This window comes from Martinezella lusitana, from assembly GCF_014207095.1.
GTDB lineage: Bacteria > Pseudomonadota > Alphaproteobacteria > Rhizobiales > Rhizobiaceae > Rhizobium > Rhizobium lusitanum_B.
Map to the genome: position 1 here is coordinate 37825 of NZ_JACHBG010000032.1, position 21077 is coordinate 58901.

Annotated in this window: 13 protein-coding genes and 1 pseudogene; 9 read left to right on the forward strand and 5 right to left on the reverse strand. The window is 59.3% G+C overall.

Translation table 11 applies throughout. The annotated features are described in order from the left end of the window. Window positions 1-18: 18 nt before the first annotated feature. From GGD46_RS31440 to GGD46_RS31450, 3 genes are all read right to left on the reverse strand, one after another. Window positions 19-1473 (reverse strand): NCS1 family nucleobase:cation symporter-1, encoded by a 1455-nt coding sequence (locus tag GGD46_RS31440; protein ID WP_184711109.1) that lies wholly within the window; start codon window positions 1471-1473, stop codon window positions 19-21. Between the two features lie 334 nt (window positions 1474-1807). Beyond that, window positions 1808-2989, reverse strand: coding sequence for a PLP-dependent transferase (locus GGD46_RS31445; RefSeq protein WP_184711112.1), 1182 nt, complete (start codon window positions 2987-2989; stop codon window positions 1808-1810). A 152-nt stretch (window positions 2990-3141) separates the two neighbouring features. Then, entirely contained in the window at window positions 3142-4296 is a 1155-nt protein-coding gene (locus tag GGD46_RS31450) for a GNAT family N-acetyltransferase (RefSeq protein WP_184711114.1), read from the reverse strand. Window positions 4297-4621: 325 nt separating this feature from the next. Between GGD46_RS31450 and GGD46_RS31455 the strand changes: the two genes are divergently transcribed. The 7 genes from GGD46_RS31455 (at window position 4622) to fhuB (ending at window position 15231) form a co-directional block, all read left to right on the forward strand. Then, window positions 4622-8620, forward strand: coding sequence for a non-ribosomal peptide synthetase (locus tag GGD46_RS31455; protein ID WP_184711116.1), 3999 nt, complete (start codon window positions 4622-4624; stop codon window positions 8618-8620). Between the two features lie 33 nt (window positions 8621-8653). Next, a complete protein-coding gene (locus tag GGD46_RS31460; RefSeq protein ID WP_184711118.1) occupies window positions 8654-9973 on the forward strand; it encodes a lysine N(6)-hydroxylase/L-ornithine N(5)-oxygenase family protein in 1320 nt (439 codons plus the stop codon). A gap of 28 nt (window positions 9974-10001) precedes the next feature. Then, complete coding sequence (locus tag GGD46_RS31465) at window positions 10002-10682, forward strand: 4'-phosphopantetheinyl transferase family protein (RefSeq protein ID WP_184711120.1); 681 nt, start codon at window positions 10002-10004, stop codon at window positions 10680-10682. Between the two features lie 179 nt (window positions 10683-10861). Further along, window positions 10862-11452: a sigma-70 family RNA polymerase sigma factor gene (locus GGD46_RS31470; RefSeq protein ID WP_184711122.1), complete on the forward strand. Its 591-nt coding sequence runs from the start codon at window positions 10862-10864 to the stop codon at window positions 11450-11452. 83 nt (window positions 11453-11535) lie between these two features. Next, window positions 11536-12348: an ATP-binding cassette domain-containing protein gene (locus tag GGD46_RS31475; protein WP_184711124.1), complete on the forward strand. Its 813-nt coding sequence runs from the start codon at window positions 11536-11538 to the stop codon at window positions 12346-12348. Next, complete coding sequence (locus GGD46_RS31480; protein WP_184711127.1) at window positions 12338-13243, forward strand: iron-siderophore ABC transporter substrate-binding protein; 906 nt, start codon at window positions 12338-12340, stop codon at window positions 13241-13243. The genes GGD46_RS31475 and GGD46_RS31480 overlap by 11 nt, the downstream gene beginning before the upstream one ends. Then, window positions 13240-15231, forward strand: coding sequence for a Fe(3+)-hydroxamate ABC transporter permease FhuB (gene fhuB, locus GGD46_RS31485; protein ID WP_184711129.1), 1992 nt, complete (start codon window positions 13240-13242; stop codon window positions 15229-15231). Before GGD46_RS31480 ends, fhuB begins: the two co-directional genes overlap by 4 nt. Here the strand turns inward: fhuB and GGD46_RS31490 are convergent. Continuing rightward, window positions 15228-15991, reverse strand: a pseudogene (locus tag GGD46_RS31490) (IS5 family transposase). The gene fhuB and the pseudogene GGD46_RS31490 overlap by 4 nt on opposite strands. Window positions 15992-16291: 300 nt before the next feature. Between GGD46_RS31490 and GGD46_RS31495 the strand changes: the two are divergent. Next, window positions 16292-17272, forward strand: a complete 981-nt coding sequence (locus tag GGD46_RS31495; protein ID WP_184711131.1) for an MBL fold metallo-hydrolase — start codon at window positions 16292-16294, stop codon at window positions 17270-17272. Between the two features lie 409 nt (window positions 17273-17681). On the opposite strand, the gene GGD46_RS31500 is transcribed toward GGD46_RS31495, so the two are convergent. After that, window positions 17682-19871, reverse strand: coding sequence for a TonB-dependent siderophore receptor (locus GGD46_RS31500; RefSeq protein ID WP_184711134.1), 2190 nt, complete (start codon window positions 19869-19871; stop codon window positions 17682-17684). A 294-nt stretch (window positions 19872-20165) separates the two neighbouring features. Here GGD46_RS31500 and GGD46_RS31505 point away from each other — a divergent pair, with 294 nt between their 5' ends. Continuing rightward, window positions 20166-21068: an alpha/beta hydrolase gene (locus tag GGD46_RS31505; RefSeq protein WP_184711136.1), complete on the forward strand. Its 903-nt coding sequence runs from the start codon at window positions 20166-20168 to the stop codon at window positions 21066-21068. The last annotated feature ends 9 nt before the right edge of the window (window positions 21069-21077 follow it).

Consider the following 21077-nt stretch of genomic DNA (forward strand, 5'->3'; position numbering starts at 1 on the left):
GGCAGGAAGCCTCGTCGTTCATGTCGCGGCGCCGACGGCCGAGCCCCGAGCGCTGGCGCGGAGCACATAGTAAACCGCCCCGCCGATGCCGACGCCGAAGAACCAGCCATAGGTCGCCCACCAACTCGGCAGGATCGAGGTGAATGTCGGCAGGATCGAGGAAAACAGCGCTCCGATGATGAGCGCGATGAAAGCACTTCTATGCCAGCCGTTCTGGAACCGAAACTCGCCATTTTCCTGGTAGAGCACCGCGACATTCAGCTCGCCCTTCCGGATCAGATAGTAATCGACCATCATGATCCCGAAGATCGGCCCCATGCTCGAGCCGATGAAGTTGACGAAATGCGCAGCACTCGTCTCCCATGGTGCAAAGGGGTAGAGCACCAGCGCAATCAGAGCCGCAATGTAGCCACCGCGCTTGAAGCTAATCTGCCGGGGAAAGACATTCGAGAAATCGAATGCCGGCGAGACGAAATTTGCGACAACGTTGATACCAAGTGTTGCGACCGCGAAGGTCAATGCAGCCAGAAGCGCCAGAAACCAGCTGTCGAATTTCGCCGAAATCGCCTCCGGATGCAGGAGTACCTCGCCATAGACGGTGAAGGCAGCCGTTGTCGTCACGCCCGCGACGAGGCAGAAGGCCAGCAGGTTGATCGGCAATCCCCAGAGATTGCCTTTTCGCAAGGTCTTGGTGTCCTTGGCGTAACGCGAGAAATCGCAGAAATTCAGGTAGAGCGCTGCGAAATATGTAATCCACGTCGCAGCCACGGCTGCGAGCGCCGGAAAGGTTCCTGGCTCACCGGGGACACCCGCATCCTTGGTCTTTTCCAACAGCACTTCGCGCGGGATTTCGCTGCCGAAGGAGAAACTGCCCGCCTTGACCACCAGATAGATGGCAAGCACCAGCATCATGATCCACACGGCAGGACCGGCCAGATCCTGAAACTTGCGCACCGTCTCCATACCGCGCTGGATGATCAGGAGCTGCAGCGCCCAGACAACGATGTAGCAAATAACCTCAAGCGTCGAATGGCCGAGCATATGGCTGTTCTGATGGAAGGCGAGAATGCTCTCATTGCGGATGAGCAAGGCGACAATCGCGCCTGAAGCCGCCGCGGTCTGTGCGCCGTACCAGAAGCAGGCGACGACGGCGCGTACCAGCGCGGGAACATTCGCGCCGAAGGTGCCGAACGAGGCGCGGGCAAGAACGGGGAATGGCACACCCGTTTTCACGCCGGCATTGCCGACCAAACTCATGAGAACGAATATGACCAGCGAGCCGATACCGATCGCGATCACGAAGTTGATGAAGCTGCCGCATAGCAGGAACAGACTGGCGGCGAGATAATAGCCCCACAGGCTATGAACGTCGGATGTCCACACATTGAAAATACTGAACGCGCCCCACTTCCTCTCCTCCGCGGGTGCTAGATCTTCATTGTGCAATGAAGGCGATGGATTTTGTATTGTCATTTCCCCTCTCCCCATGTGCGCGAGTCTATCGGACTCATTCATCAGCATGCTCCCAAACTACCCCTGTAGCAATTGCAATATGGTGCGGCCCGGCGCTCGCCTCGCTAGCAATCAGGCAGAGGGGTTTTCTCTTTGCTGAAGGCGGTTTGCGCGGAAACCCGCAGAAAGGACTTCCGGTCGGATTTGAGCCTGGGCTCTCTGCGATGGAACGCATAGCGACAGGAACGGTCGTCTTGTTTTGATCAACCTCGGCAGACGCAAATCGATAACGAATAATCACATGGGCGTAGCGGCAGCACCGTCCCGCCCACGCGCTGTAACGGCCAAAATCCGCCTAGCGTTTTGCCGCCGTAAGCGCCTGTTCCAGATCGGCAATGATGTCACTTGCCGCATGCAGACCGACATTCAGGCGGATCGTACGGTCGCTGACGCCGAAGCGCGCAAAGACATTGGTCTCCGGTGAAATGCTGAGCGCTGCCTTCGCCGGGACCACGAGGCTTTCGGGGCCGCCCCAGCTGACGCCGATGCGGATGAGGCGCAACGCGTCGACAAAACCGGCCACCTCGATGCGATCGGAAACCTCGAAGGAAAACAGACCGCCAAAGCCGCTGAAGCTGCGCTTTCCGGGATGATCGCCGAATGCGGGATGCATGACGCCACCCACATCCTCATGTCTCTGCAGCCAGGAGGCAACCTCAAGACCGGCCTCATGATGATGGCGCATGCGGAACGGCAGGGTCTCCAGATTGCGAAGGACGAGCCATGCCTCGAAAGGCGCGAGCTTGGCACCGGTATAGGGATAGATTTCACTATTGATGCGATCGATATGCACCTTCGAACCGGCGACGAGACCCGCCACCGTATCGCTCTGCCCACCAAGATATTTCGAGGCGGCATGGATGACGATATCGATGCCGAGGGCAAGCGGGCTCTGAAAGAGCGGTGTCGCCCAGGAATTGTCGACCACCGTCACGACGCCGTGACGGCGCGCAGTGTCCGCGATGACGCTCAGATCTTGCACCTCGAACACCATGGAGGTGGGGTTTTCGAGATAGGCGAGCTTGGCGCCGGGAAGTGCCGCTATCATCGCCTCCGTATTGGTACCGTCCACGTAGTCGACGGCAACGCCAAAACGCTTCAGCACTTTTTCGAAGAAACGGAAGGCGTCGCTATAGACGTGCCTGACGGTGACGATGCGGTCGCCCGGTCCCACGAAAGCCAGGACAGCTGCCGCAATTGCACCCATGCCGCTCGAAAAGGCGCGCGCCGCTTCTGCACCTTCCATCTCGGCGATCTTGCGCTCCAGAATGCGAACGGTCGGATTGTCGCCGCGCGAATAGATCGGCTTCTTCGATCGGCCGGCAAAAACATCCTCCAGCTCCCTGTAGCTATCGAACAAAAATAGCGATGTTTGATAGATAGGCGGTACTGCCGCATCGAAAGGGTCATCACGATGCGGCATTAGCGCATCGGGGATGGCAGCGCGGTAGGCATCGAATCTCGGTGTCTCGTTCATGGCATACCTCATTGTTCAGGGGTGAATGGTCGATTGGCGAGCGAGCTGGCACGGTGCATCAACGGATCCGTTTCGCCGCGCCGCGAAACAGCCGAGGGTGGCAACAAAACCGTCTGCAATGCGCGGATCGTTCCTAGCGACGGCTGCTTTCGTCACGCGCCGGATCGCGGCAGCGAGCCGAGGACAGGCTGGTCATTTTCATCGGAAAGGCCCGTCAGATCGGGCGACAGCAGCCGGTCCATGAAGAAGCGCTCGCGCAGCAGCATGACCAGAAGCGCCTTCTTGTGCGGAAACTGGATATGCTTGACCTTGGCAAAGCCGGAACGGTCGAGATTGCGGATCTGCTGGGCGTGATGATGAATAGGCTCACCGACGATCCGGCGCGTACGCGCATCCGCCAGGAACATGTAATGCATCAACGACGGCAGCCAGGCGCTGACAAAGGCCTTGCCGCGGAAACCGTCCTCGCCGATCGCCACATGCCAGCCGCGATCGAAGCCATCGGCTTCGTAATGCGGCCCGATCCGGTCTTCCTTCGCCCAATAGAGCTCGAAATAGCCAAAGGGCACACCATCGAATGTTCCGATCAGCGGGAGTGTACGCGGGTCGGTCAGACGACTCGCAATGAAGTCGCGGTGATAGCAAAGATCGCCGCTATCCTCCCATATGGCCGCCACATGCGGGTCGTTCATCCAGCGATGAAAGTGCTCGAGATCGGAATCAAGATCGGCGACATGGAAGCCGAGCTGCGTATTCAGCCAGGGAATGAAGCGGCTATAAACACGGCCAACGGGTTTCGGCGGCCTCTGCGGATGATGGATGCCGTTGGTCAGGACCGGCACCTCGGGATAGGCGGGGCGCGTGCTTCCAAGCCAGGGCTTCGACTGCTGGAAAAGGGACTCGGGGCGCACGATCAGGCGGTCTTCACGCCGCTCGATGGCACCTGCTTCCAAAAGGCGCCTTGCCAGATCGTCTTCAGCAAGCTCGACCTCGAAGGAGGCCAGTTGTGGATTGCATGCCAGAACAGCTTCCGACACGGCGTTGACGATATCCTCGTCCGAAGCTGGAGAGACAGAAATCGATATACCATCGAAAACCAACAGCTTATTGGTTGATCCTGAGAAATAACCTGAGGCTACTTCAGCCCCGTGATAGGAGACACGAAAGCTGTCTGCTGCCTGTCCTGAAGATACGATAAGCGGTCGCCCAAAGACGAGAGCATGGCTCGCAAAGCCCGAGACCGGCAAACGCAGATCAGACAATCCCGCCACCATCGCCGCGCTCTTCAACGCCAAGGAAACATCCATCTTTTTCTCCCAATCTTGAAAGTCGCGCCATATCGGGACCAGAGGATCGTACTCGGCGCTAATTCCGCAGTGACGAATGGCCTCCTGCGAAATTCAAAATATTGCTGGGAATTCTTTTTCAATTTTCGGCTGAATTTCCGATATCTTCGTTCGTCATGCAAACAAATCGACAAAATATCCGATGAATACGGATAGATCGATAGCTAAAAATGGAAATATTCGACCAGTTTAACTCAATATCACCAGCGGATATTGATAGGTATACATTATTGTATTTACAGCAACTGGCGATTTCCTGACGAATTATAGGGAGATTTGCAAAGCAATGACTGTTCATGATTGGAACGCCAAGGCAGCAAATCACTCCAACTACATCGGCAAATGCTCGCTATCGCCTACCCAATCGCGAATCTGGCTCTTGTCGGAGACCGGCAATGAGATCGTCTATGGGCGACAAATACTTGCCGTTACCTTTCCTTCGATCTCCACCGCTGTCGCGCGCGCGGCTCTTGCGGCCCTTTCACGACAACACCCGCTCATCACATCGCAATTCGAGGCGCGAGCCGGCGGTGCGGTCCAACAAATCCTGAAGAGCGATGCAGCGGTCGAGATCATTGAGACGGAGCTGGCAACCAGCGACAGTCTTGATGATGCATTGGCCGCAGCCGCGGCCGCAGAACGGGCTCGCGCGGTCGATCTGACGAACGGCAATCCCGCCCGCTTCACCCTGTTCACGCAGAGCAGACAGGCGATCGGCGCGATATTTTCCGCGCATGCCATCCTTGCCGACGCGGCAACGCTCGACCTGCTGGCAACAGACTTCCTCCGCAATCTCGATGACGGCGGACCAGCAACCCCCACCGAGACAGCGCTGGCCGATGCCGCCGTGTGGATGGCCGGCAACGGCGCACCGCGGGGCGAGGCGCCCGAGTTAGTCGACTTCTGGTTCAATCGGCTGATCGCACAGGACAGTATCGCATCCCTGCTGCCGCAGACATCGACGGGTAGGAGCATTGTCGACGAAGGCTGGCAGGAGCATGTACTTGAAGTTTTCATGCCTGATCGATTGATCTCCATGTCATCGACCCGGGACGTTTCACGCGACCTTCTCGCCGCTCTTGCGATCGTCCTGCGCCGCCATTCGGGCCATGGCACGCAGAGGATCGGGTTGGTGACGCGACCGGAGACACAAACGATTGCAGCACGCAGCGAGGATGTGTTGGTCCTGACGACCGAGCTCGACGGCGCCATGACATTGGATGATGTCCGGCAAGCCATCGTTGAGGAAGTCGAAGTCGCCGGACGACATGCCCTGCGCTTCGAAGCACTTGCCGATGCTCTTCTCCGACGCGACGAGTCTTTCGACACGACTGGTCTCGTCAAGACGCTGCTCGATGTACGCCCGCCCCTGCGCCTTCTGGAAGCTGCCTCCAACATACACGGCGTCCACACCCCCATAGAGCCGCAGGCTCGCCGCGATGCCGAGCTGGTCATTACCGTTTTCCCGGCGTTCGGCGACAAGCTTCGTCTGAGCTTCGGCTTCGACCCGCAAAAATATGAACCTGGACAGATTGGCCGCCTGGCCAATGATTTCGCTGTCGTGCTCGCAAGACTCAGCAGCAATCCAAGTGAGCAGATCAAACATGTTCCATTCGTTTCGGCGGGGGAACTCGACAGGCTTTCCGCACCTTATCCCGATGCGCCGGAGCCCGATGACGGCACGCCCATCCACAAGGTCATCTCCGCGCAGGCGACACGACGGCCCAACGCCTTTGCAGTGGCGCAGGGCGAGAAATCGGTCACGCATGGCGAACTGGAAGCCGCCGCCAATGAGCTCGCACATCGTCTGATCGCCCTTGGGATCGGCCCGGAAAAGCGCGTCGCGATCGCGCTTGAAAAGTCGATCGATGCGATCATTGCCATTCTGGCGGTGCTGAAGTCCGGCGGAGCCTTTACCCCGGTCGAGCCGGATCATCCGGAAGCGCGCAATCGCCATATCCTGACGGCTCCCGATCTCTCGCTTGTCATTTCCAAGACAAAGCACATCGCGAACCTGCCGAGCGATATTGCAACGCCCTTCCTCAACCTCGACAAGGTCGACCTTTCGACGGAAAGCAGCCAAGCGCCCGCAATCGCCATCGCCTCGCAGCAGCTGGCCTATGTGATCTATACCTCTGGCTCGACGGGCGTTCCAAAGGGCGTGGCGGTCGAACATGGTCCGCTTGCCCATCATTGCAAGGCAACGCTGCGCATCTATGAGATGAGCGAGCAGTCCTGCGAATATCCCGTTCTCCCATTCACCTCAGATGGCGGCCATGAACGCTGGATGGTGCCGCTGATGGCCGGCGGCGGCGTGGTGCTGACGCAGGACAAGCTCGCAACGCCCGAAGACGCCTTCGCAACGATGAAGCGCCATGGCGTCAACAATGCGAGCCTGCCCACCAGCTACGTGCGCGGCCTCGCCGAATATGCGGGCGAGAACGGCGACATACCGCGGCTGCGGCTCTATTCCTTCGGCGGCGAGGCCTTGTCGCGGGCGGTATTCGACATGATCACCGAAAACCTGAAGGCGCAGCTGCTGATCAACGGCTACGGGCCGACGGAGACCATCATGACGCCGATGATCTGGAAGATCCCGGCCGGAACCCGTTTTGAGGGGACAGTAGCACCGATCGGCCGCGGCGTGGGCGACCGGCGCATCTATGTCCTCGACGCCGACCTTGCGCCTGTTCCGGTGGGCGTGATCGGCGAAATCCATATCGGCGGCAGCGGCCTCGCCCGGGGCTATCTTGGCCAGCCGGAGCTAACGGCAGATCGCTTCATTCCGGATCCTTTCACGCCGGGAGGCCGACTGTATAAGTCCGGCGACCTCGGTCGCTGGAGGGATGACGGCATCGTCGAATTTGCCGGCCGCGTCGATCATCAGATCAAGCTGCGCGGCTTCCGCATAGAGCCGGGTGAGATCGAGGCCGTGCTGCGATCGGACCAGCGCGTCGCCGAAGCGGTTGTCCTACTGCGCAATGAAGGTGGTCGCAGCTCTCTGGTCGCCTATGTGGTGCCGCAGGAGGGGGAAAGCCTTGGTATCACCGAGTTGCGCCGTGCCGCCATAACCGCCCTGCCCGATTACATGGTGCCGCAGACGATCATGCTGATCGACAGGCTACCGATGGGACCGAACAGCAAGCTTGACCGCGCCGGGCTGCCGGCTCCGCGCATGGAGCGCGAGATGACCCCTCCTGCTGATGACAAGGAGAGAGCGATCCTCCAAACCTGGAAAGAGATCCTCGATATCGGCGATATCGGTGTCACCGAGAATTTTTTCGATATTGGCGGGCAGTCGTTGGCGGCGGTGCGCATCGTATCTCGCCTGAAGATGCGTCATCCCGAATGGCCGCTCTCCATCGCCGACATGTTCAATCATCCCACAGTGCGGGATCTCGCGCTCGCCATCGACGGCAATCGCGACGAGGCCGGCGTCGACGTCGTCTATCTCCGCCGCAACGGCGATCGGCCAGTGCTCTATTGCTTCCCCGGTCTCCTCGTCAGCACGCGCGAATATATGCGGCTCGTCGATTATCTCGGGCCGGAGCAGCCGGCGACGGGATTCATCTGCTATTCCCTAACGGAAACCAAGACGCTCAGCACCCGCGTCGAGGACATCACCGCGCGCTATGCCGAGGCGGTGCGCAGACAAGCCAAGGGCCGACCCTGCGCCTTCCTCGGCTGGTCCTGGGGCGGATTGCTTGCCTATGAGGCCGCACGGCAAATCGGCAACGACATCGACTTGCGCATGATCGGCATGGTCGACGTTTGCGATATGGACGAGGAATTCACGGTCGGCGTCACACCACACTTCGACGACGGCGTCCGGGACAGCACCCATGCCGCCGTCCAAAACTGGCTCGCCCGCACGCCAATGCGCGAGGACTGGAAGCGGCTTCTCGCCGCCATGCACGCGGAAGTCTACGAGCAATTCCTGCATCATATCGTCAAACACAATGTCAAACTGCCGACGGACGGTCCGGATATCGGCTCGGAAGAGCACACATTCTGGATCCTCATCGACAATGGGATGATCTTCCGCAACTACCGTCTGGAAAGATCCGATTTCCGCATCCACTCCTTTGCGGCCGAGGATTCCCTGACCCGTTCGCTCAACGTCATCGACTGGCGCCGATATTCGCCGAATGCCACGGCATCGGAAATCGTTACCGGCACCAACCATCTGACGATCATCGGCAAGACGCCCTTCCATCAGCGTTTTGCGCGGCGGCTCGATCACGCATTTGCGCTGGACTCACTGTCCGCGGGCACCGTCAAGTAACCCCCTCTTACGACATCATTCTGGAGCTGCATCATGACATCGCACGTGCTCGACCTCGCCGGGGCCGGAATCGGTCCGTTCAACCTCAGCCTTGCCGCCCAGCTCGATTCCGTACCGCAGCTTTCCGTCCGCTTCTTCGAACGCCGCCCATCTTTCGCCTGGCACCCTGGAATGATGCTGCCGGGCGCCGAGATGCAGACCTCCATCCTCAAGGATCTGGTGACGGCGACGAATCCGACAAGTCGCTGGAGCTTTCTCTCCTATCTCGTTGCTCATAAACGCTTTTACCAATTCATTAATGCGGAATACGAGGCAGTGCCGCGCAAAGAGTTCGCCGATTATCTTGGCTGGGTTGCCAGCGGCCTGGCATCGCTTCGCTTCGGGTCGCGGGTACGCGAGATCCATGCCAATGACGGCTTTTTCTCCGTGACAACCGATCACGGCGTGATCGGCGCCCGTAATCTCTCCGTCGGCATCGGAAAGGTCCCGGCTCGCCCAGCATGGAGCGAACAGCTCGCGAAATCGATGACCTTCCACAGCAGCGAGGCGGCGCAGCGGCTTGGAGACGTCAAAGCCCCGCGCATAGCCGTCATCGGTGGCGGGCAAAGCGGCGCGGAGATCGTCGATGCACTTCTGGACCGGAACAGTACCTCGACCATCCATTGGATCAGCCGCCGTCCGAATTTCGAGCCGCTTGATGCCACGCCCTTTACCAATGAACTTTTCACACCGAGCTACATGGAGCGCTTCCACGGGTTGCCCGAAGAGTTGCGGCTTACCCATACCCGTCGGCAGGTCCTTGCCAGCGACGGCGTCTCCGCCTCGACCTTGAAGAAGCTCTACCGTCGTCTCTATGAGCGCAAGCTTGAAACGCCGAGCGCGGTGGACCAGGGCATATCGCTCCGGCCCTTCCGTAACGTCATCGCAGCCGTTCAAGACGGTTCCGAGGTCACGCTGACGACGCGCAACGGTTTCGACGACAGCATGGAAACGCTTACCATCGACTTGATCGTTCTTGCTACCGGCTATCGTTTTGTTCTTCCCGATTTCCTGCATTCGCTGGAAAACCGCATCGAACTAAATTCCGTCGGCGAGCCGGCGCTGAGAAGCGACTTCTCACTGGTATGGGACGGCCCAGATGAGAACCGCATCTTCGTCCTGAATGCCGGCCGGCACAGCCATGGCATTGCCGAACCGCAGCTCAGCCTCACTGCCTGGCGAAGCGCCGTCATCGCCAACTCGCTGCTCGGTCACGAGCACTTCGACCTCGGTCAACTCGATCCCATCATTCGCTGGGAGACCCAAACTTCACCCTCGAATTATTCCTCGTCCGTGGGGCTGGCGGCGGAATAAAGTGAGCGCTTTGCGAGCGAGAAATGTGATGGCGCAGGTCGAGCTTCATTGCCTGCGTGTGCGCAACGGATTTCGTGTGCCTGACCTGCTGTTAAGCGAGCCGGAGCGGCATCGAGCAGCGGCGTTTCGCTCGATCGAAGCGCGGCGGCTCTTTGTGGCGGGGCGGTTTCTGTGCCGTCACATCCTCGGGAGCAGGCTCGGTTGCGCCCCGCAGGCTTTGTCGATTGCGATGACGCCGTCGGGCAGACCCTACCTGCCCGACCATCCAGATATAGACTTCAATATCTCTCATACTAGGGATCGAGTCGCGCTAGCAATCAACCATGGCGGCGGTATCGGCATCGATATCGAGCGGCTCGATGCGTTTTCGGAAGAGGATACGGTTGAGATCATGCCGATGATCCTTTCCGAGGATGAGCTCAATCAAGTTCGTCAATCGGAGCCGCAATATCGCCGCGATGTCGTTCTGGCCTGCTGGGTCCGCAAGGAGGCTGCGCTCAAATGTCTTGGTCTCGGCTTCCGCATCGACCCGAAAGCCGTGGCTATCACGCCGGACGGCGCAACTTCCAGCATAGGACATCGCGAGTCGAAAGCTTCGACACTCATTCATTCCGGCCGGTTCGGCGACGCAGAATCCGGTATTTTCGAATGGGCGATCATGACATCGAAGCCAGTCTCACGACCAACTTGGCACCACCATGGGGCCTGAGACTCATTTAGCAGGACTTCTAATAATATGCAATGAAATCATATTGATACGCTATGGATTAGAAGATGTGACACTTTTCCAATTCGCTATCTTGACTCATTTAATCATGTTTTATAGGGTCTCCTTCTAAAAAGAGGGGCAAACCGGAATGCAACTTTGGATTTCAGCGAGAGCCCAACATGATTGCCAACCATTCGCCGTCGACGTCCAATGAGCAACTTCAAGCGGCACTCCATGCCTATCCGAAACTTCTCTCCGTCGCGCGCCGGGTCACCGGCTGCGTGACCTTGGCCGAGGATGTCGTGCAGGAGGTTCTGCTCCAACTGGTCTCCAAGCCGTTACGGGAAGGCATAGAAGCACCCACGCCCTATGTGATGCGCATGGTGCGCAATCTTGCGACCGACCATATGCGGCGCCTTCAATATGAACGCGGTTTGTTCGTCGGTGAGGAAGTCGGCGGCAATGCCTCCGCCTATGGGAGTCCTGAAGAACATCTCCACGAGGCGGAGGCCTACAAGGCCTTCCGCTGCACGGTCGAAGCCATGCCCGCCAGAACCCGGAAGTTCTACGAGGAGCATTATTTCGACGACATCCCTCAAAACATCATCGCCAAGGAGGCCGGCGTGTCTTGCGCGCTCGTTTGCGGTCTTCTTCGGGAAGCCCATTCGCGCTGCCTTGCCGCCATCTCGCTCGAAGCGAGTCAGGATTGTGCCAGCGCTCGCGGGCAGAGGCGCAGCCGGCCAGCACGTGTTCGGGAGATGCGGGCGTGAAAAAGGCACTCTGTGCCAGGGATCCCGCCACCCAGGCGACAGCCAGCATGTCAGAAAGCCACAGCGCTGCAGCAGGAACGAAAATGAAAGACGAAATGCCCGCAGGGAACGATCGGCAACAAACCGCGGTTTTTACGACCGAAGCCGTGCGCTTCGAGGTGGACGGTAAGACCACTCTTCACCCGCTCGATATCAGCTTCAATGCCGGCGAGATTTCCGGCCTGATCGGCCATAACGGCTCAGGTAAATCCACGCTGATCAAGTTGCTGGCCCGACAAATTCAACCGACCGGCGGGCGTATCCTGTTCGACGGCATTGCAGCCGGGTCCTATGACATGCGCGCTTTCGCCCGCGCCGTGGCCTACCTGCCGCAGGATACGTCATCGGCCGGCGGCATGACGGTCGAAGAGCTTGTTGCCTGCGGGCGCTATCCCTGGCACGGAGCGCTCGGCCGCTTCACCGATCTCGATCGGGAAAAGGTGGAGACGGCAATGAAGCTCGCCCATGTCGATACCCTGGCGGGCCGGATGGTGGAGACGCTGTCCGGCGGCGAGCGTCAGAGGGTCTGGATCGCCATGCTGGTTGCCCAGGACAGCCGTTGCCTGCTCCTCGATGAACCGACATCGGCACTCGATATTGCGCACCAGATGGAAATCCTCGGGCTCGTGCGTGAGCTTTGCCGAACGAAGGACCTGAGTGTCATTCTCGTCCTGCACGACATCAATATCGCAGCGCATTTCTGCGACCATCTGCATGCGCTGAAGCACGGGCATCTGATTGCCAAGGGAGCTTCGCAAAGCCTTATGAAGGAAGAGACGTTGCATATGATCTACGGCGCCAATATGGGCGTCACCGCGCATCCCGTGCATGGAACGCCGCTTGCCTATGTCATCTGAACGCATCCTCGACAATCTTAAGCTGTCGCGCCGCACGCTTCTGGCAGCTGCGGCGCTTTTTGCGGTTCCTCGTGTCGGAACGGCCGCCGAGCCCATATCCGGCCCCATCGTCTCGCTCGATTACGGCTTGGCTTCAACACTGCTTGCGCTTGGTGTTGCGCCCGCTGCCATCGCTTCGCTTGCCGATTGGGACCTGTGGGTCGTCGAGCCGAAAATGCCGCATGGTGTCGTCGATCTCGGTACCACCAGCGAAATCAATCTCGAGGTGCTGGCGAGCATCAAGCCGGCATTGATCCTGACCACGCCCTATCTCGCTCCAATGAAGCCTCAGCTCGAAGCGATTTCACCGGTCTTGGAGCTGACCGTTTATGCCGAAGGCGGCAATGCGCTGCCGCGCTCCATCGAGGCGACACGGCTGCTCGGAGACGCAATCGGCCGCAGGTCGCAGGCCGATGCGTTCCTGGCGCGGTCCGAGCGCTTCTTCGATGATTGTGCGGAGCGCGTGAAGAAACTTAAACCACCGCCGCTGGCGTTGATCAACTTCGTCGACCAACGCCACGCGCGCATTTATTGCGGGGCAGGCCTCTACCAGAATGTCATGACCAGGATCGGCCTCGAAAATGCCTGGACCGGCACTGGCGACTATTGGGGTTTCGAAACGATTGGTCTCGAGCAATTGGCGACGCTCGACCAGAGCCTCCGGTTGATTGCCTTCGAGCCGCTTCTGCCGCCCAACGTCCTCGACAATCTGCAGGACAGCCCTCTTTGGACCAGCCTCCCCTTCGTTCAGGCCGGACGCGTCTCCGTGCTGCCGGGCACCTTGATGTTCGGCATGGTGCAGGAAGCCGAGCGCTTCGCACGTATCCTGCTCGATCACCTGGAAAAATTGGCATGACCGGCGTCGAAACAAGTAAGAGCTACGGCGCTCCTGTCGTGGCGCTGACGTTGCTGGCGCTCGCCGGCCTGCTCGCGTGGCACCAGCTGGCCCCTGATTGGTCACGATTGCTTCAACAGCAAGCCGGTTACGATCCGCAGCGCCTGCTGCTGCTTTATTCAACCCTGCCGAGGATCGCCACCGCGTTGCTGGCCGGTGCCGCCCTTTCGCTATCGGGAAGCCTGTTGCAGCAAGTGCTGCGCAATCCGCTGGCCTCGCCGTCGACGCTCGGCATTTCCGCCGGCGCCAACTTGGCGCTGGTTGTCGTCATGCTTGCCTTTCCCGCCCTTCAGGGGCTCAGCCGCGATGTGGTTGCCCTGTTCGGCAGCGCGGCGGCGGCAAGCGTCGTTTTCCTCATCGGCGCGAGGCGCGGTTTTTCACCATTGGCGCTGGTGCTTGCCGGGTTGATTGTCGGCGTCTGGTGCGGCGCACTTGTCGCCATTCTGGTCCTCATGAACGAACGCTATCTGTCCGGACTGTTCATCTGGGGCGCCGGATCGCTGGCTCAGCAAAGCTGGACCATTCCCCTTTCTCTTCTGCCGAAAATCACCACTCTTGCGGTCGCGGCCTTGCTGATGGCGCGGCCGTTGTCGCTCATGGAACTTGGCGATAGCGGCGCGAGCGGACTTGGTCTTTCGGTCAAGCGCACCCGTATCGCCGCCGTCTGCATCGCGATTGCACTTGCAGCAATCGTCACCAGCGCAGTCGGCATCATCGGCTTTATTGGCTTGATCGCTCCGCGTGTCGCCCAGCTTGCCGGCGCCCGACACATGAAAAGCCAGCTCATCTGGTCACCGCTTATCGGTGCAGGCCTCCTGCTGCTGACGGACGAGGCGCTCCTGCTCCTTTCCGGAGCGTCTTCCACATTCCTTCCGACAGGAGCCATTACCGCTCTGATCGGAGCCCCGCTGCTCTTATTGATGCTGCCGCGTCTGAAAGCGATGCGAGGCAACGCTCCGAACTCGATGCAGAATGCGGCCAACGCCGTGCACGTTTCGAGGACACTGCTACTTGCATCGATCGCCGTGCTCGTTCTTCTCCTGATCGGTGCGGTCTTCTTCGGCCGCGCACCCGAGGGCGCATGGACGTTGCTGAGCCTTCGGCACTGGCCCGACGTACTGCCCTATCGCCTGCCGCGCATCGCCGGTGCCTTCGCTGCCGGTACGATGCTCGGGGTTGTCGGCGCCGTCCTGCAACGCCTTTCCGGCAACGAGATGGCAAGCCCCGAAGTGCTGGGGATTTCGGCTGGCGCCACCCTTGGCGTCACCGCCGCACTATTCATCCTGCCCGCCCCTGGCATGGCCGCACAGCTCGGTTTCGGCGGTCTTGGCGCATTTGCGGTTCTCATCGCCATGTTCCTATTCGGCATCCGATCCGGTTTTGCGCCGGAGCGCGTACTTCTGACGGGCATCGCGCTCGGCGCTATGCTGGATGCCTTCATCAGCGTGCTTGCCGCGGGCGGCGATCCGCGCGCGATGATCGTCATGCAATGGATGAGCGGCTCGACCTATCTCGTCGACGCACCCAAGGCAATTGCGGCAACGACTGCTGCGGCGATAGGCCTTGCGCTTGCCTTTCTGGCCCATCGTTGGCTCGACCTGCTGCCGCTCGGCCCACAGGCTGCCCAGGCGATCGGCATCCGCGTCAATCAGGCCCGCGCCAGCCTCTTTGCTCTTGCCGCAGCCATGACAGCCGCCGCGACCCTGGTCGTCGGCCCCCTGAGCTTTATCGGCCTCATGGGTCCACATCTTGCCCGGGAACTCGGATTGCGCCGCGCCGCGCCGCAGCTTACCGGTTCAGCGATTGCCGGCGGCGGCCTGATGGTGCTAGCTGACTGGTTCGGCAGGACGATTGCCTTTCCTTACCAGATGCCCGCAGGCCTGGTGTCCGCTCTCGTCGGTGCGCCGTTGCTGTTGCTCCTATTGATGAAGCGACACAAAGCAACCTAGGGCGCGGTCTCATTAGCACGCAGCCAAATTCGGATTGATGCGAGTTTGACGAACGCCAGATAGTTGGCTGCGAGCTTGTCATATCGGGCTGCAACGCGCCGACATTGCTTGATCTTGTTGGAGAACCGTTTGATCAAGTTGCGCGCGCGATACAGATACACGCTGAAGCAGATTGGGTCTTTGCGATTTCGTTTTGGCGGAATGTTCGCCCATGCTCCTTGCTGGCGGGCAAGCTCCCTGATCGAATCCGCGTCGTATCCGCGATCCGCGAGTAACATCGTCTATGGAAGCAAAGCGCTCAGGAGAACCGAACACAACCGATTGTCGTACGCCTCACCGGGCGTGAGTGCGAGATGGACCGACAAGCCATTGGCGTCCATCACCGCGTGAATCTTGGTGGTCGGGCCCCCTCGCGAGCGACCCATATCTTGATGACTGTTGTCGGCGATGCAAGCTCAGCGCTGGTGCGCGCGGACGACCGAGGTATCGATCATTTGCATCGCCGCTTCACGACCGGCGGGCCAGTCCATCCATGATCCGGTCCCAGACGCCAGCCCGCCGCCACCGAACGAAGCGATCATAACAAGTGGTGCGGGGACCGTAGTTCTTCGGCAGGTCGCGCCGTGGCGCACCAGAACGCAGTACAAAAAAAGATGCCATCGAGCACACGACAGTCATTTACGCGCCAAACGCCGCACGGCTTGTTCGGCAGCATCGGTTTGATGGCGGTCCATTCTTGATCGCTGAGTTCGTAGCGCATGATTCGTGACTCCGGTTTCAGAGTTTGAATCACGTCTCGGGCCGCGCCATCAACCGGCCGCGCCCTGCGGCTGTGCCACTAATGCTCTGAATTTACTTCCGCTTTCGGCGACATAGCGGACTTGGCCGGACTTGCTACTGGCGCAACCCGGTCGCGAACGACCCGACTCCGACATTGGCTGTTTATTCTTGAGCCCATGTGAGCGTCGCTTCCGCTCGCTAATGTGGTAGACTTTATCCTCGGCCTGAGGACGCATAGCTCGGAAGAGAGTCTCGTGCGGTCGAACGAGGGAAACCGCCCATGCCCACTTTGCAGCCCGTGGATCGGTTGGAATTTCAGATCCTGATCGACAACCTGACCGATAGCTTGTCCACGGCCCCGCCGAACGTCACGCTTGAGTGGACAGCACTTATGCGGGCGGGCATGCGACAATTGTCCGGCCGCTGCCAATGTTGTGCGAATCACGGCTTGTCAGTCGTCGTCAAAGCGTTTCGCGGCGCGGCGAGCCGCGTTGTTCTGTTCTATGCCGGTCCGGTGGAGTTCGCAGTCGAATACAATGGGACCCGGCTGGGCATCGACTTCGCCAGCATCGATGCTGTGGTGCTCTCGCACGGGCACTGGGACCACGCCGGCGGGCTGCCGATTGCGTTTGACCTCATCACCAAAGCAAATGGCGGCCGCCCGATTCCCTGCTATTTGCACCCCGGCATGTTCCGCCAGCGCGCCTTGCCGCTCACGGGCGGCGGATTACTTCCCATCCGCGAGATCCCCTCGCCGAACGATCTCGTTGCGAAGGGAGCCGTTCCGGTCGTCACGACTGAGGCGCAAGTCCTGCTCGACGATATGTTTCTAGTCAGCGGCGAGATTCCCCGCATGACGAGCTACGAGAAGGGGTTCCCCGGCCACAAGCGGCGGAGCGAGGACGGCCAATCTTGGGAAGATGATCCGCTCATCATGGACGAGCGCTTTCTGGCCGTTCACGTGGGCGGCAAAGGCATTGTCGTGCTCACGGCCTGCTCGCACGCAGGTATCATCAACGTTCTCAAACATGCGCAGTCCAGTTTCCCGGCGATCCCTCTCTATGCTGTTGCTGGCGGCTTCCACTTGGCCGGCGGCAACGAGAAGATCATTGCCGAATCCGTGCGCGACATCGGAACGTTCGGTCTTACCTTGATCGCGCCGGGCCATTGCACGGGCTGGCGGGCGGTGAATGCTCTCGCGAACGCCTATGGTGACAGCACCGTGGCGCCCTTGGCCGTCGGAAAGATATTCGCAATCTGACGCGCGTGCATTCCAAACGTGAGGCCTCGACTTCAGCTCCTGGCCCTTCGCGTCATTCAGCTGCGCGGTGCATAGCGGATTCTGGCAAGCAGTCCGCCCGGCAGATTTATGGGTTCACGGCCTGGTGCGGCCAAACGTGGCCCGACCACCAAAGGCACTACAGTAATCGATGAGAAGATGACGGAGGCTCGCCATCGGCCGGAGGGGGGCGGGCCGGCCACGGCTCGTGGCATTAGACAGAACGTCGCGTGCTCCCGTGCCCGGTTTCCAAGCAGGCCCTGACGGAAGAGACTATAGAGCCGAATTAGAAAAGAAGCTGGATGGGAGGTTTCGAGGCCGAACTTCGCCGCTTGGCAAGTACTCGATGAGGGGACGCAGGCGCCGTGCAGAGACGGCGCCTGCCAGGAACTTACCAGCGATACTTCAAGGAAGCCGTGACGTTTCGGCCCTGCCCGAGATAGCAATAGCCTTCGTTGCAGACCGTGAGGCGGCGGTTGGCGATGTTGCGGACATCGACGGATGCGGTAAGCCCCTTGTACTTCCGATCGATCGCGCCGAAGTCGTAAGACATAGCGGCATCGAGATAGAAGCTCGCATCATTCTTGGCTGTGTTTGCCGTGCTGGTATAGGTCTCACCCGTGTAGCGGATGCCGGCACCGACGGTCAGACCCTTGGCAGCCGAATCCTCCTGGAAAGTATAGTTCGACCATAGGCTGGCAATGTTCTGCGGCGTCACGGACGGAGCATTGCCCGCATTGTCGCCGCGCGTGATTTCGGAATGGTTATAGGCATAGGCGGCAACCACATCCCAACCGTCGGCGATATTGGCTCTTGCCTCCAGTTCGATACCCTTGTTGGTCACTTCGCCAAGGGAGGCATAGATACCCGTCAGCGGGTCGACCAGCACCGGCTTGTTCTTCTCGACGAGATGATAGGCGACGGCCGAGAGGAGGATGTCGGTCCCTGGCGGCTGATACTTCACGCCAAGCTCATACTGTTCACCCTTTGCGGGATTGAGCACACTACCGGATGCGGATCGCTGCGTGACCGGATTGAAAGAGGTCGAGTAGCTGGCGAATGGCGCAATCCCATTGTCGAAGAGATAAAGCGCACCAGCCTGCATTGAAAACGCGCTTTTGTTGAGACTGCTGTCCGTCGTCGTATTCGACGAGACAACCGTTGTATCGGTCGACTGCTTGACCCAGGTCTGGCGCCCGCCAAGCGTGAAGCGCCACTTGTCTAGTTCGATCTGGTCAAGCGCATAGGCGCCAAACTGCTGGAGGCTCGCGTTGACCCGGCTGAAGTTGTAGCTCGGTGTCGGACCGGACACCCCATAGGTCGGGTTGGTGATATCGAAGTCATAGGCCGGGCTGGACGTCGCATCCATGCCATAGGCGAAGGAATCGCTCATCCGGGTATAATCCAGGCCGAACAGCATCGTATGCGCAGCCGGACCGGTGTTGAATTTGGACTCGAGCTGGTTGTCGACCTGGAAGACATTCATCCTGTCGCCGATTGCCGTAGCCCCGCGATTGGCAACGTTTCCTGTCCAGCCGAGTGTACTGAGGTACCGCGCCTTCAGATCGAGGTGAGAGAAGCGAAGGTTCTGACGAAAGGTGAAACCACCGTCGAACTCATGCTCGAACTGATAGCCGATCTGCTGCTGCTTGGTCTTTTGATAGTCGTAGTCCGGATCGCTGTCCCGAAAATTGAGAACATTGCCATCGGGGCCGATCATTGCACCGACATTGGCATCCGCCGTTGTCGATTGCGCCGAGCCGTAGATCGTGAACTTCGTTGCCTCGTCAGGCTTCCAGGTGAAGGACGGTTGGATGAGATAGCGGTCATCGGCTATGTCGAAATTCGTATTGCCCTTCCGTGCGAGGCCGGTGATGCGATAGAGCATGCTATCGTCGTCCTTGCTGACCGGTCCGCTAAAATCGAACATCGTCTGGGCGCGATCCGATGTTCCGTAGAGGATACCGACCTCTCTGATCGTCTCCTCCGTCGGCAGCTTCGATACCTTATTGACGATACCGCCCGGAGAACCAGCACCGTAGAGCACGGATACCGGTCCCTTGATGATCTCGACTCGATCGAGCGCATAGGGATCGGTTCTGAACATCGCATAGTTCATATAGGGCTGCCGCAGCCCATCGCGATAGTCCCCGTCTGTCGTGACGTCGTTGCCACGAATATAGATCTGGTCGAAACGCGGATCAAAGCCGTAGGAGCCGGTCTGAACACCGGCGGAGTAGCGCACAGCCTCGACGATATCCTGAACACCGCGCTCCTCCAGCTCTTTTCGGGTAACCACGGATACGGAGCGAGGCGTTTCGATCACCGGCGTGTTGATCTTGGTGGCACCGCCGCTCTTCTTTGCGGCCACCGTCGCATTGTCACTTGCATCACCCGACTGGCCACCGACGATGATCGGTGCGAGTTGGGTAGCGTTTGCGTTGTTGACCTTGCCGGGCGCGTCCTGCGCAAAGGAGGTTCCGCTCAAGGCAAACACCGTAGCAAGTGCCGTGGCGCCACCTGCAAAATATAGCCGCTTACGCGGCAAGCAATTGATATAGTTATATGATTTTTGCTTCATCAGCTCTTTCGCCTGCTCGTTTCTGAAATAGATGGCGCAAGTTAGTTCGATGGCGCAGCCGACGTCAATAATAGATGAGTAAAAGAGTCATATTTTTGTTGGATTTTGTTTTCACATTGCCGGGCGGCCACACCGAGCAGATGGCTTGGCCGCAACCCAACGCAAATTCCCCTGAACAAAGCGTCCAAACCGCTTGTCAGATCCCGTTTCAAATAATATGAGTTACAAATTCATATTATAAATTGCAGCACCGGTTGCTCGCGTGCTTCACATTCTTTGTCTGCCGGAGTGGCCATGAATCACCCCTCATCAGATTATGCGGCCGCAACGCCAGCACCTGTCATTCTTGCCGGCTGCACATTCACAGATCTGAAGTTCGACAATGCCGATCAGCCGCACAGAATCTTTCTCTTTCGACCCGATAAGCCGGCGCCACCGGAGGGGTGGCCGGTCCTCTACTTAACCGATGGCAACGCATGCTTTGCCACCGCCGTCGATGCGCTGAAGGTGCAAGCAAGCTACCCCAATGGCACCAACGTCACCGAAGGCGTGATCGTCGCCATCGGCTATCCAACCGAAGACCCTTATGATCCCCTTCGCCGCTCCTGGGATCTCAGCCCTCCGCCGGGGCGGGTCTATCCGCCGTTCTATCCTGACACACCCGATGTAAGAACCGGCGGCGCTGAACGTTTCCTGGCGCTTATCGAGAACGAGCTTAAGCCGTGGATAGAGAGACAAGCTCCGATCGACCGGTCGCGCCAGTCGCTTTTCGGTCATTCGTTCGGGGGCCTATTCACGCTTTATGCGCTGTTCAAGAAACCGGACGCTTTCAATCGCTGGATTTCCGCGAGCCCGGCGATCTATTGGGAAGACGCCGCGATTCTTGAGATGGAACGGGAGTTTCTAGAGAAGAATAGTGTGCCCTTCGATGCTGAGCTGCATCTTTCCGCGGGGCAATATGAGGGCGAGATCCTCGCACCCTTTCACAAGGGAACTGCCGAAGAGCAGAAGCGGCAGGAGCACGCGAAGGAAACGCGCACAATAGAGCTCGCCCACGACATGGCGCTCCGATTGACCGAGCTCACCTCTTCCTCGTCGACGATCGCATTCGAGGAATATGCCGGGGAAAACCATATGTCCCTCCTCCCGGTCGCATTGAACCGGGCAGTGCAGATCGCGTTCCGTAGGCCGAACTAGGCATCGGCT